This is a genomic window from Methylobacterium sp. WL119, from assembly GCF_008039875.1.
In the GTDB taxonomy this organism is placed as follows: domain Bacteria; phylum Pseudomonadota; class Alphaproteobacteria; order Rhizobiales; family Beijerinckiaceae; genus Methylobacterium.
The window spans coordinates 1-12,036 of record NZ_VRUU01000128.1 but is presented as its reverse complement, the minus strand read 5'-3'; the positions used below and the strand labels follow the sequence as shown (position 1 = coordinate 12,036).

The 12,036-nt window shown below is 62.9% G+C and carries 14 protein-coding genes; 4 read left to right on the top strand and 10 right to left on the bottom strand.

The genetic code is table 11. From position 1 onward, the window contains the following. Nucleotides 1–122: 122 nt before the first annotated feature. From FV227_RS25660 to FV227_RS25625, 9 genes are all read right to left on the bottom strand, one after another. A complete protein-coding gene (locus FV227_RS25660) occupies nt 123–722 on the bottom strand; it encodes a hypothetical protein (RefSeq protein ID WP_147860216.1) in 600 nt (199 codons plus the stop codon). A gap of 186 nt (nt 723–908) precedes the next feature. Beyond that, nucleotides 909–2,303 carry a pilus assembly protein TadG-related protein gene (locus tag FV227_RS25655; protein ID WP_147860215.1) on the bottom strand — a complete coding sequence of 465 codons (1,395 nt, stop codon included), beginning with the start codon at nt 2,301–2,303 and terminating at the stop codon, nt 909–911. A 605-nt stretch (nt 2,304–2,908) separates the two neighbouring features. Further along, the gene (locus FV227_RS25650) at nt 2,909–3,460 is read right to left on the bottom strand and encodes a hypothetical protein (protein WP_147860214.1); all 552 of its coding nucleotides are present in this window, start codon (nt 3,458–3,460) and stop codon (nt 2,909–2,911) included. A gap of 123 nt (nt 3,461–3,583) precedes the next feature. Beyond that, on the bottom strand, nt 3,584–4,219 hold the full coding sequence (locus tag FV227_RS25645; RefSeq protein WP_147860213.1) for a hypothetical protein: 636 nt from the start codon (nt 4,217–4,219) through the stop codon (nt 3,584–3,586). Between the two features lie 69 nt (nt 4,220–4,288). After that, on the bottom strand, nt 4,289–4,420 hold the full coding sequence (locus FV227_RS30400; RefSeq protein ID WP_281406274.1) for a hypothetical protein: 132 nt from the start codon (nt 4,418–4,420) through the stop codon (nt 4,289–4,291). Next, nucleotides 4,417–4,896 (bottom strand): hypothetical protein, encoded by a 480-nt coding sequence (locus FV227_RS25640; RefSeq protein WP_147860212.1) that lies wholly within the window; start codon nt 4,894–4,896, stop codon nt 4,417–4,419. The genes FV227_RS30400 and FV227_RS25640 overlap by 4 nt, the downstream gene beginning before the upstream one ends. Nucleotides 4,897–4,969: 73 nt before the next feature. Further along, complete coding sequence (locus tag FV227_RS25635) at nt 4,970–5,380, bottom strand: penicillin-binding protein (RefSeq protein WP_147860211.1); 411 nt, start codon at nt 5,378–5,380, stop codon at nt 4,970–4,972. After that, the gene (locus FV227_RS25630) at nt 5,380–5,580 is read right to left on the bottom strand and encodes a hypothetical protein (protein WP_147860210.1); all 201 of its coding nucleotides are present in this window, start codon (nt 5,578–5,580) and stop codon (nt 5,380–5,382) included. Before FV227_RS25630 ends, FV227_RS25635 begins: the two co-directional genes overlap by 1 nt. A 99-nt stretch (nt 5,581–5,679) precedes the next feature. Continuing rightward, a complete protein-coding gene (locus tag FV227_RS25625) occupies nt 5,680–5,916 on the bottom strand; it encodes a hypothetical protein (protein ID WP_147860209.1) in 237 nt (78 codons plus the stop codon). A 323-nt stretch (nt 5,917–6,239) separates the two neighbouring features. On the opposite strand from FV227_RS25625, the gene FV227_RS25615 reads away from it, so the two are divergent. The 4 genes from FV227_RS25615 (at nt 6,240) to FV227_RS25600 (ending at nt 8,524) form a co-directional block, all read left to right on the top strand. After that, nucleotides 6,240–6,452, top strand: a complete 213-nt coding sequence (locus FV227_RS25615) for a hypothetical protein (RefSeq protein WP_147860208.1) — start codon at nt 6,240–6,242, stop codon at nt 6,450–6,452. A gap of 990 nt (nt 6,453–7,442) precedes the next feature. Further along, nucleotides 7,443–7,808 carry a hypothetical protein gene (locus tag FV227_RS25610; protein WP_147860207.1) on the top strand — a complete coding sequence of 122 codons (366 nt, stop codon included), beginning with the start codon at nt 7,443–7,445 and terminating at the stop codon, nt 7,806–7,808. A 107-nt stretch (nt 7,809–7,915) separates the two neighbouring features. Then, complete coding sequence (locus tag FV227_RS25605; RefSeq protein ID WP_147860206.1) at nt 7,916–8,143, top strand: hypothetical protein; 228 nt, start codon at nt 7,916–7,918, stop codon at nt 8,141–8,143. A gap of 168 nt (nt 8,144–8,311) precedes the next feature. Next, on the top strand, nt 8,312–8,524 hold the full coding sequence (locus FV227_RS25600; RefSeq protein ID WP_147860205.1) for a hypothetical protein: 213 nt from the start codon (nt 8,312–8,314) through the stop codon (nt 8,522–8,524). 740 nt (nt 8,525–9,264) lie between these two features. On the opposite strand, the gene FV227_RS25595 is transcribed toward FV227_RS25600, so the two are convergent. Then, entirely contained in the window at nt 9,265–11,616 is a 2,352-nt protein-coding gene (locus FV227_RS25595; protein ID WP_246686632.1) for an EAL domain-containing protein, read from the bottom strand. Nucleotides 11,617–12,036: the final 420 nt, after the last annotated feature.

Genomic DNA, 12,036 nt, shown 5'->3' with positions numbered 1-12,036 from the left:
GAACCGGCTCGATCGCCGCCCACTCCGCATCCGTCAGGTCAAACCGCGCCATTCACAATCCTCCATGCCGGAGGATCAACGATCAGGGCGAGCGACCGTGCCAGCCGTTATGAGTTCGCGACCTAGTCGACATGGACGGCGAGCTTCATCTTTGGGTGCACGCCGCAGAGGACGAGGAAGTCGCCCCTTTGCGGGAACACCATCGTGGTGCGGCTGCCGGGCTCTTGGTCGCCGAAATCGCGGTGGACTCCGTCCGCTTCGATATAGGCGTGGTGGACGGCCGTCGCCTCTTCGTTGGACAGCACGATGGATCCGCCGGCCTGCAGAGTGACCGCCTGGAAGCCGAATTGCTTGGCTTTCTGAATGACGATGCCGGCGACGGTCGATGCGTTGGCGTAAGCCTGGAGGCACACGAGACAGCAAGCCAACCCTGCTGCGGATGCAAGAACGCGCCGCTTTATCGAAGCTCCCATAAGATAGACCCACACTTTATTTTCGTTTTTGTCCTTCGGCGCGAGTAAATCCAGAAAGTTTCGAGAGTGTTTAAGGCGATAATAATTAGAAAAATAAGTTAATTTTGAAATAATGGCGATGTTTAAGTTATATCTTTGTCCATAATGGGCCGGGTTATATGCTTGATTTCTGACCCAGTGAAAACCTAGACTATCTCTCAGATAACCGGCGCACCACTTCCGCCCTGAGGTTCCGACGTCACTGTCCAAGCAATCGGCAAACCACTTCGTGCACCTATGCGGCGCTTGCAGCAGGGATCCCGCGCCTGGAAGTGGACGGACCGAAATCCCTCCCACTCCCTTCTTGTTGGTCGTAGGGCGGACCTGCGGGTCCCGACCCATGACGGGCATACGGCTACCGCCCCATCTCCTCGAAAGGGAGGCTGTAGATACACATCATTGTGTCAGCAGCAGTCGGCCAGAGACCGGGCCGACACCCTTCGGCACCGGCACGCTCGTTGCGCTATAGTTGGCGTTAAGGACGAGGTTCGGCCCTTCGTAGAGGTTGATTTGTTGGGCTACGATCACGGTGTAGGCCGACTGATCCGCCACCGGCTTCGTCGCATCGATCACGAGGCGTCCGGCTGGCAAGTAGATTGTACCGAGCATGGTACGGGCGTTGTCGCTGATGATGCGATAGGTTCGCATCGGCTTGGTCTGCCCTAGTGGAGCTGGCGTCGGGGGCGGTGGCCCCAGAGCCGGCAGCAGGGCGCTGATGAGGCCGTTCGCCAAGCCGACTACGGGATCTAGCGGGCTACTGACGGTTCGTTCCTCCGAGATCAGAAGGCCTGCCATCACCCCGAGTGTGGGGGCGCTAAGACTGATTGTGCTGCCTTTGTCGAAGAGCAGCCCCGCCGTGTTGCCGGAGAAGTACAGCGATACGTCCGTGCCAGACAATGTTCCCTTATCGTACACCATCAGCGGCCCGTCCTTGATGACGTATGTGCCCGACTTGAGCGTGACCACGGCGTTTTTGGAGATCTTCAAGCCACCGCAATAGGTACCCGGATCGAGCATTGCATTCTGATCAATCTCGTTCTTGCTGATATCACCCTTCTTGTTGGCGGATGACGGTATTGAGAGGCATGCAGCGATCGTTGGCGACGCACGGTTCTTCAGCGGATCATCAATTGCCGGACACCCGGCCTGCGGCACGGGCGCGAAGTTCGCGCGAAGCCCAAGGTAGCCGCCAGCTGAGCAGATCGTGTCGGCGCGCGCCATCGCGTTGTCGCCGCCGACCATGCCGGTGGCGTTGACCGAGTTCGAGTACAGCGAGCAGCCATAGGCGGTGACCTGCGCGTTCTTCTGCAGATTGAACGAGCCGGCAGCAAAAGGATCGAGCGTCAGCATGCACAGGCGCATTCGCCCAACGACGCTTGCCTGCGCCTTCACCGTGAGACTGGCGGCGGGCATCCCGACGAAGCTACCGAAAGTCAGCTTGAAGGTCTCGGCGGCGGAGGCGGCGACGTTGGTTTTGTCGGACGCGACCGTCACCTGCACTGTCAGTGGCCGGTCAGATGGCGACTTCGCCCCGGATCGGACCGTCTGCTCGGTGACGCCGATCACTGCGGCCGTGGTCGACATCGCGAGCTTGAGGGCGTTGCCACCGGCCAGGACGCCAGCATCGACGGCCGCCTGCAACTGGGCCCGCCGGGCGGCAAGGCGCGCGTAATCGACACCGCCACCGACAAGGCCGAGCAGCACCGTCGCGCAGAGGCAGAAGATGACAGCGACGGCACCGCGGCGGTCGGGTCCGAAGGAGCGTGCTGTGCCTAGCCAGTCTTGGCTCATGCCGTCGCGGCCTATACAGACCGATCCCTCATCTCACCACCCGGGCTTCTAAAAGCCAATAGTTAATGCGCCGCTCTGCTTGTCCGTATTAGATTGATGAGTTGAGCTGAAATCCACCTGCGGCCAATAATCGCCGGTCTTAAATGGTTGCATAAACAACCAAAGAAGGGGTGTTTTATATGCTGCGAAGGGTCGTGCGCGGGCTGGGCCACCACCACCTCAAGCAGCGCCTCGCCAGCCGCCACCACGACGTTGCCGGCGCCGCGCAACGGGCGCGGGGCGAACGAGAGCACGGTCGGCGCGGCTGGTATGTCCTGAAGGACGATTATCCAGCGCAGAGGACCGCCGCTCCACGGCATCCCCTCGCAGGGACACAACCTGCCCGCCGGACCGCTCGGCCACCATGGGAGCCGACTCCTCCTCCCCAGCATCATCAGCCTCCGCATCCCGGTCCATGCCGTCGACGATCGCGAGCAGGCTGTCCGCAGTGTCGAGAGCGTCCTGTGCAGTTTCCTCGATCATGCGCTGGGTCTCGGCTGGCGAGGGAGCCGGAGGGACGTGCGTCTGAGGGGGCTCGGGCGGACGGTGATGACGTTGCTCATAGCTCAGGCTTTCACGCGGGAGGCGCCGGGGGCGGTTTCGGGGGCCGTGAGCCACCCGCGAATTTCATCAGAGGTCACTTCAAGCCGCGGGATCGGCGAGAGCCCAGCCGCTGCGATCAGCCCGTGCAGGAGCGCCCTACACCGCATGTTGTCTACGTCGGCTTCGCTTTCGTCCCAGGCCGGGCCTGCATCGTGCTCTAGGATCTGAGCCCTGAGCCCGAAGGCGAGAAGCGTGGTCGCCGGAAGGGCCATGGCGTGCCGAACGGTGTCCTCCCGGCCTTGGTTTGTGAAATAGCGAACCCTATCGATCGCGTTGTCCAAATCATCGGGGAGCGGCAATCCAACAGCGTCTTCCCGGATCGATGCATCATCGCTGACACGAGCGAACCCTTCATATTCCGCCAGGAGGGCCATTAGCTCGGCCTCCACCTTCGCGGCAGAAACCGGGGCTTGTGCGACGGCAAAGGCTCGCGCGTCAGGTGCGTCGGGAACGGCCTTCGGGGCCGGCTTGGTTCCGCTCGTCAGGCGGCTGGCGGTCTCCTTGAGGGACGCCACACACTCTTTCAGAGAGGGGCAGTCAGTGCCCCGACGGAAGGGATTGGATAGCTCAAGAAAGGGCACGCGAGGGCTCCGGGGTTGAGGATTACAGGGGACGCGGCAGGATCAGGACGCGAGGGGCTAGGCATCGTCCTCGTCGGCGGCTTCCGCTTCAGCGATGGCCCAGGCCGGAAGGCTGCCCTGCGCCGCGAAAAGCGCGTCGTTCCGTTCGGGACTGTCCGGTTCATCCCCGAACCCGCAAAAGCCCGGCGGCAGCGCCGTTCCGGTGATGGCGAGCACGGCGCGGATCAGGGCTATCCCCGCATTGAGTTGCCGGTCTTTGCCCTGAAACCAGCAGGCTTCTAGTTCGATGGCCGCCGCGAGAGCTGCAAGCGCGAGACCGTCGGGAGCTTGCGGCGGCGGCAAGGTCAGGATCTCCACACACACATCGCGGCACCGCCGCGACACGAGGGAAGTCGCCGCTTGCTCAAGCGACCCATAAGCGGCCACGTTGGCGATCGGAAAGCACGCCCGGTCCTCGGCATATGCGGTCAGCAGGCGGGCGAGATAGTCGCCTCGGCCATCGCTCGCGACCTTTCCCGAGGCGGACAGCGCCGGCAACGGCATGGCAGCGGCTACGCACCCGGCCAGCATGGCGCGGCGGCCTTGGCTCGTTTCTGCCGCGAACCCTGCGGCCTTAGCCTTCATCGACGTGAACCGATCACGCATGGTCGGCTTGGGATCGGCGGTCTGAAGGCGCTTCATGGGATTACGCATGTCCGGTTCTCCGGGTTTCAGGTTTCCAGGGATGCAGTCTTCGAAGTTCGGCGGGATGCCGGGTCGGGCTCAGAGCGAGGACGCGAGGCCGGTCAGGATGCATCCGCCGCCGATGATCGCCACGGCGGCCAGGAATTCGCCGGCCGCGCTGATGAAGCGACGGGAGCGGACGAACGCGGTATCTGGGCGGATCGCAGTCACGGCCGGCCAGGTCTCGTCCTCGCCTGGAAGGGCTTCGTTTGGCGGGGCAAGCGCGGCGTCTGGCTGTAGCGATCGACGCCCGGCAACAGGCGGGACGGGGCAGGCGACAGGCGGCTCAAGGGGAAGGCGTGCGAGTTCGCGACCGGCGGCAGGTTGGTACCGAGAAACAGGGTCAGGTCGGCGACGCGGACTTGTGCTGCGATGCCGTAGCCGGGTTGATGGGCTGCTGAGAACTCGGCTTGGTCGCTGAGCCACCAGCGTAGGTGGCTGAGCAGTGCGAGCGCCCCGAACCGGGAGGCGCAAGGCGTCGTCGTCAGGGCGTCGGTCGCGGCGTCGTAGTCGTCGCTTGCGATCATGGACGCTACGCCCTCGGGGGCGACTTGATAGGCCTCGTAGGCGGCGCGATGGCGCTTGATCGCGGCATGGATCGGATCAGAGGCGGTATCGAGGACGGTCAGGGTCAGGGCGTGCGACATCGTTCGGGCTCCTGTGAGGGCTCGTGGCGGTAGGTCGAGGAAGGCGACGAGGTGGGTCCCGTTTGGGCGCCGATCAGGTCGGACGGGGCGGCAGCACGGCACCCGGCCGGGCGAATACCTTGCGGAGCCGGCGGCGGGCGGCACGTCGAGCGCCAGGGCTACCGGCACGTTCGCCGCGGGCGGTGTGGTAGGCGGCCAGCGCCGCGGCGGTCTCGGGCGTAGTTGGCGTCAGGGCGTAGAGGTCGAGGCGGGCCAGCCGGCGCACATGGGCCAGGGAAGCCCGGTAGGCACGCCAGCCGGCGGGCATCGGCAGCCCTGCGGCGGCGAGATCCGCCGTGACACGGCCCGACGCGGTATAGGCGGCGTCGGCTTTCTCGGCCCAGCGGATCGCCGGCAGCACACGGTCGGAGGCCATGGCCGGCACCCGCGAGGACACGAGGACGAGGAAGGCGCCGAGGACGCCACGGCGGGCGATGTCGGCCATCAGCGCGTCTCGCTCAGTTCGGCGGCGACGAGGCGCCAGCGGCGGGCGTTGCCGAGTGCCCAGGCATGGGTCTCACGCTGATTAGTCTCGCCGGCCGCGATGCGCTGGCGGTAGGAGGCCGCGAGGCGCAGGCAGATCGCGTGATCCTGCCGGGCGTGCAGCAGGCGGACGGCGGGAGAGCGGATCAGGTCGGAGGCCATCGGTCCGACCTGAGTGCGCGCGGTAGGCGCGGGAGGACTTGGCGGCGGCCCAGGCGCCCTTGAGGGCGTAGGACATGCACACGCCCCAGGCGTCGCCGGTCACTTCCATGCGGGCCTGCGCAGCGCGGGTCGCAGCGCGCATGATCGCCGAGCGGTCGAACGAGCCGTCACGGTTGACCAGGGGGGGGCGACCGTGGCAGCGAAGCGCTTGGCGGTCTCGGTTGAGGCGACGACGGCGGCCTTCGTGGTGATGAAGGCGCGGCGGGCGTCTGCGGTCAGGCGGGGGTCGGCGCTGCGGCTGATGTGCGAGGCGGGGATGAGGTTGGTGTAGCGCATTAGCGTTGATCCATCTAAGACCGTGTGATAGTTTTGATATCACTCGATCAGTTAGAGATCAATACGCAATCAGGTGATATTTTGACGATCACAGGCGCACAGCTCCGAGCGGCCCGCGCTTTTTTGAGGTGGACTGCACAGGAGGTTGCTGATGCGTCCCGTCTCGGCGTTGCTACTGTGCGGCGTGCCGAGCTTCAGGATGGGCCTTTGAGCATCACGGCGGCCAATGCCGAAGCCATTCGCCGAGCCCTCGAAGCCGCCGGCCTCGAATTCATCCCTGAGAACGGCGGAGGCGCTGGTATTCGGTTCCGGGAGCGGAAGGCATGACCGCCGCGTCGGACCGCCTATCCGAAGTCTCCCGCCTTGCCGGCCTCCTCGCCGATCAGGTGCTGGACGCGCAGATCATGAGTCGGCCAGTCCCGGAGCAACATATTCGAGCGCTACTCAGCGCAGCCTTCCTACTGGACGAGCACGGCCTTCCGCTTCCTTCGCTGCTGCAGCAGATCGTCCACGGGGCGAAACGTGGAGCCGACTGATGCCCAGGGGCCTTCAAGCATGGTGGTCTGATGAAGATCTGCAGGTGTACCCACGCCGAAGCGAACACGATCCCGTGGCATAAGAAGCAGGTAAATTTCTCTTGGGACTGACCGGTGGTGGATCGTTGACGCCGCAATAACTGGTTGAGAGCCTCTTGCCCCCAAGTCGGGCTCAGGACCGGATCACTGGTGAGATGGGCGAAGCACCCGTCGCCCCGTGATCAGATCGGGGGACAGGCCTGCCTCGCCAGATCGCCGGATGGGTCAGATACCGACAAATTGAATTGCCGTCCTCACCGGCGCTTCATAGAAGCCCGCGCCATGGAAAAAGCGCATCGTATTTCTTCCGCACAACTCACGATCATGGAGCGCATAGCTTCAATCTTGGGAGAGTCGGTCAGCGAGTTTTTTGAGTAAACACCTCAGAGAAGCTTGCAGAAACGATAGCACTCGTGAAAGCATTTACGGCTTTGATTGATCCAGAGGCGCGAGCTAGATGTCTTGATTTCGCCGCCCGTGAATTGGAGCAGCAAGACCAATTTGTGCACGGGTCGTCGCCGACCTCTCAGCAGAGCGCAGCTACCCGAACCGCGACCTCCTGCAATGTCAATCACGTATCTGGATGATCGGCTATGATCGCCATCCTCACCATGCGCTAACCGGCCGCATGATGACATAGCCATAATAGGGCATCAGGTTTTGGGAGGGGAAGGCGCCGTGAGAGGGCGATAGAATGAAGGGTAAACTGCGGCCGAGTCAGCATTACCGGCTGATGCTGCTGGCGCGCAGACCACGTCGCTATTCTAAGGGGGATCAGGAAATCCCCGGGCTGATGAAGATGGGTTTCGTCGAGCCGACAGGAGCCACTTCCGCTGATGGATCGCGAGAGTGGGCGATCACTGACGCGGGCCGAGCGGCATTACTGATCCGCGACACCAATCATTAACCACCTGCCGCCACCGTGCACGCGTCCAGCCAACAGGTGCCGTCGTGAACCGAGCGTACCCGATCAGCGTCGATGATCCTGCTGCAGACTGCCCGGTCGCCATAGAGGTGCTGGGGCGGCTCATGGGCGCTGAAGCCGAGACGCTGCCCAGCCTGTTGGAAGGTATTCCCGAGGCCACCCGCGCCCGGCTGGCGGTCTACCTTTACGGCCGTAGCCACACCCACGAACTCGGCATCCGCATCGCCGCAACCTGCGAAAGGCGCGCTCTACAAGGAGCGCCAGGTCTCATCGGAGATGCGCTGCATGACCTGTCACGCAAACCCTACGCTCCGACTTCGTTCGGCACGCGTTCGGTGTCGTCGAAGGGGATCAGCCTGGGTGGGTCGCATCAGGTAGGCGCGCGGACTTAGGGCTCCCCCCATCCAACACGGTCACAAACCCGAAACACGATCGTCCAACCGAAGCCATAGGGCTCCGGTATCGAGGCGTGTCCCTCCCACCGAAGCAGACTGATCGCATGACGCTCAGCGACCTCGACAAGCCCGCCGATCTGACGATCTGGCCGCGGGGTATGTCTCCCCGTAGGCAGAAGGGACATGAGTTTCGAACACTGCGCGAAGCCCTGACGGTTGCGATCGATGCGCTCCAAGATCCGAAAGCGCTGCCTTGGATCGTGACGGAGGAAGGCCACGTCCTCTCGCCCGACTGGATCGCTGCCAATGGGCGCGCAGCGCGCACTCACTGAAACGCTGTTTAAACGGGGATGGCTATCCGAGGTGCCCGGCTGCGCATTCTACGCGCTTACGGGTCCACGATCGAACGGATCGAAACGAGCTTGAGCTTGGTTCTTCCATTCTTCGGTCGACCGACGGGAGAAGGCTGTCGCTTCTGGCGGCATGCGAGGAGAACCATCTTGCGCTCATCCATCATTGCCGCCGCCCTGTTCGCCGCGCTCGGCGCAGCGTCGCTCTCCACGTCCGCCTCCGCTGCACCCATGGGCCCGTCTGCCGCTGTGGCCGCACCCGCCGAGCTGGTGACGAATGTCCGCATGGAGCGCCGGATGATGCATCGTCGTATGATGCGTCGCGGTGGTGGCCGGACCATTGGGACGAAGAAGGGGCTCTAACTCTCAGGCTCTGAGCCCCCCCCTCCCCCCTGCATTATTCTCAGATCGCCCGGCAGCTGCCGCCGGGGATTTTTCCGTACCCACGGCCTTCGCTCCAGTACTGCTGGCACATGGATCGCTTACGGCCACGGCGTGGGGCACTTCCGTTTCACGCTCATTCCTACCCGAGTCGCACTTAGCCCCGCCGGCATCCGCCGCGCGGGGCTTTTTCGTCATCCATTAACTAGCTCACGCTACGACCCGGCCATCGAAGGGGTTCCTCTGGCCCTGACATCACCTCAGCCCGCCCGGTTGCCGCCGTGGCGGGCTTTTTCGTGCCTGCCGCCTACCACGCAGCCTGCTAGGCCGGCACGCCAACGGGATGCCCCAGACGGTCCCACCGAAAGATCTGGTTGCCGTACCGGATCTAGGTGTCGCCGATCGCCTCGACACAGCGGGCCTTGATCAAAGGGCAGCCCCAGTAGTCGACGCGGACCACGCCGAGGGGCGGGTGAAGGCCGAACAGGCTGGTGGCCATCCAGCCGAGGGCGATGGCGTCCTCGCCGAACCAGTCGAGGAAGTCGATCGCCGCCTCGCGTACCAGCGGGTTCGATGGCTGGCGCTTCGATAGCGCGATGCCGCCGCCCGAGGTGGCGTAATAGACGTCGTATCGGACCCTAAGCAGCTACTTCGAAGACTCAAGCTTCGCGGGATATGAACTGTGTGTCGATCGCCTGAGTTGTCCCGCGGCAGAGGATCACTCAAGCGGCACGAACTTGTGCTCCATTCTTAAACACTGAGATCAAGCGTTCCGGGTGACCGATCAGGTATCCCTGAACGGCATCGCAATCGAGCGCTCGTAGAAGGGCGAGCTGGTTCGCATCCTCAACACCTTCAGCGATCGTCAGAATGTTCATGTCACGCCCCATCTGCGTAATCGCTTTGACGACCGCCATCGAATGCTTGTCTTCCAAAGCTGCTGCAACAAAGCTGCGGTCGATCTTGATCCTGTCCAGCGGCAGGTCCCGCAGGTGAGCAAGAGACGAGTACCCCGTCCCGAAGTCGTCCATCGCGATCTTGATGCCTAGTTGGCGCAGCGCCAACAAGGTGTGCGCAATTTGAGGCCCGTCCTCGACCAGTGCCGTCTCCGTCAGCTCGATCTCCAGTCTGCTCGCCGGCAGCCCACTTTTCGCCAGGGCGGAAGTGATATGAGCGAGCAGCGTCGGCGAACGGAACTGCACGGCCGAGATGTTGACCGCGACATGCTGATCAGTTGGCCAAGCCACAGCCTGCCGGCAGGCCTCTTCCAACACCCAGCGCCCGATCGGCAGGATCAACCCCGTCTCTTCCGCCAACGGGATGAAGGTCGCCGGGGAGACGAGCCCCCGCGTCGGATGCGGCCAGCGAATAAGCGCTTCGAAGCCCAGGATGGTGTCGTCGGCGAGCGCCATGATGGGCTGGTACGCGAGATGGAACTGACCCTCGGACAGGGCGAACCGGATGTCGCTTTCGAGGAGATGCCGGTCGGCGACGGCCTCGATCATCCCAGGGGTGTAGCGCGTCGCACGACCTCGACCTTGGCGTTTGGCCTCGTACAGCGCGATGTCCGTACGCTGCATCAGATCTGTTGGGCTCGCCCGGTCCTCGGTGCTGCACACGCCGATGCTGCAGCCGATCACGATGGTCAGATCGTCGAACGCGTACGGCTTCTCGATCGCGATGACGATGCGCTCGGCCAAGCTCATAGCTACCTCGGCGTCCATACGAGCGATCAACGCCATTTCGTCACCGCCCAGGCGAGCGACGAAAGCGGTCTCCCCCGCCAGCTCGGACAGCCGTGATGCCACGCTGACAAGAAGGCGATCGCCGATCCCGTGACCGAAGGTGTCGTTGACGGCCTTGAACCGGTCGAGGTCGATCAGCAACAGCGTGGAGGGTTGCTCCTCCTCATGCGCTTGCGCCAGGCGTTCGAGCAGCGACCGACGGTTGGCCAAGCCTGTTAGCGGATCGTGATAGGCAAGCAGGGAGATCTCGCGCTGCGCCTGTTTTGCTTGCGTGATGTCGTCGAAGGTGAGCACCGCACCATCCTCGATGGGCTGGCAAGCGATGGACAGGATCCGGCCATCCTCGAAGCTGTGCTCGACGCGAGTCTCGTCGTCCCTGGCCATCCAGGCTCGGTGGTTTGCCAGCACCCTGGCGACGCGGTCTGCCTCCCAACCATTCGCCCGACCCACACCCTCGAGGAAGGCTGCCAAGCTCATTCCTCTGGCCATGTCGCTTGGCGCGAGCTTGAGCATCGCGCAGAGGCGCTCATTGTAGAGTTCCACGATCTCGGAAGCAGATACCTTAAGGATCCCGTTCGACATCTTTTGCAGTGCCGTCGCGAGAACACGAGCGTGTGCAGTTTCTTGGGTGTCAAAGCGCTTAGCTGCAGTTAGAGCGAGAAGCGTCCCGAACAGAAGGATGGCGGCGCCTGTCGCGGCAAGAACACTGAGTGCGACCTGTACGCCGGGAAGGAGCTGATCGACGCGCTCCCCGGTCAAGACCGTGCCCGCGATCGAGACGAAATGCGTCCCACAAACCGCGACGACGATCAGCGACGTGGTCACCAGCCGCGATCCAGTTCGCCCCGGACGCACGAGCGCGAGCGCCATACAGGCAGCGCCGATCAAGCAGGCGAGGACGTTGAAGCCAAGCGACTGAACCTGGCCGCAGTTTTCCAGCGCAGCCATCCCGCTGATGTGCATAACGCCAATCCCCAGGCCTGACGCAGCTCCGGCAACAAGGCGCATCCATCCCCGTGGGCATATGATCGAAAGGGCGAATGGTAGGCCTACCGCGACGATTGCTGCAGCGGCGGAGACCATCGTCGTGTTTAAGTTGTAACTTAAGACGAGATCGGTCCGATACCCTAGCATCGCCACAAAATGAGTCGTCCAGACACTAGTGCCCGCAACGACGGCCGTTCCAAGCAACCACCATCGCCGGGTGGTTGTGCTACCAACCTCTGCATAGTGGATGAGAGATACCAACAGCCACGCACTGAAGGTGCAAATAGTCGCTGCGGCGACAATAAAGCTGAGGGATTGGCTATCAACTAAGGATATGAGCATAGATTGCATGCAATAATATTGCGTGCAAAGGGTTTCCTGTCTGTTGAAACTTATAGTAAATAAAATCTTTTAGCGTAGCTCAGCGATCACAAAAGCGTCTAAACCCCGCCTCGCCTTGTTCCTACTGTTCGGTCCAGCATTCGTAGCCGGGTGATTAACTGCCCTGAAGGTGCCGATCCGCCCCTACCCGTCTGGCTCGGTCACATCCAGAGCTGGACAGGTGGCGACGCCCTACCCTGCCGGTGAAACGAACCAACGTTTCACCAACGATACGTTGGAACCGAGGGCGAACGTTCTACATCTGTCCGCTCCGATTTCGTCTGCTTTCCCTGCTATTTGAAGGAAGTCATTGCGCTCATAACGGTCTGGTTGCAGGTTCGAGTCCTGCCGGGCCCACCACCATGTCCTCCCCCGTAGCCC

Excerpts from the sequence above, each read along its gene's own strand:
- FV227_RS25615 (WP_147860208.1), top strand. The coding sequence starts at position 6,240 with ATGACCGCCGCGTCGGACCGCCTATCCGAAGTCTCCCGCCTTGCCGGC.
- FV227_RS25630 (WP_147860210.1), bottom strand. The coding sequence starts at position 5,580 with ATGGCCTCCGACCTGATCCGCTCTCCCGCCGTCCGCCTGCTGCACGCC.
- FV227_RS25595 (WP_246686632.1), bottom strand. The coding sequence starts at position 11,616 with ATGCTCATATCCTTAGTTGATAGCCAATCCCTCAGCTTTATTGTCGCC.
- FV227_RS25640 (WP_147860212.1), bottom strand. The coding sequence starts at position 4,896 with ATGTCGCACGCCCTGACCCTGACCGTCCTCGATACCGCCTCTGATCCG.
- FV227_RS25655 (WP_147860215.1), bottom strand. The coding sequence starts at position 2,303 with ATGAGCCAAGACTGGCTAGGCACAGCACGCTCCTTCGGACCCGACCGC.
- FV227_RS25625 (WP_147860209.1), bottom strand. The coding sequence starts at position 5,916 with ATGCGCTACACCAACCTCATCCCCGCCTCGCACATCAGCCGCAGCGCC.
- FV227_RS25645 (WP_147860213.1), bottom strand. The coding sequence starts at position 4,219 with ATGCGTAATCCCATGAAGCGCCTTCAGACCGCCGATCCCAAGCCGACC.
- FV227_RS25635 (WP_147860211.1), bottom strand. The coding sequence starts at position 5,380 with ATGGCCGACATCGCCCGCCGTGGCGTCCTCGGCGCCTTCCTCGTCCTC.
- FV227_RS25605 (WP_147860206.1), top strand. The coding sequence starts at position 7,916 with ATGACGCTCAGCGACCTCGACAAGCCCGCCGATCTGACGATCTGGCCG.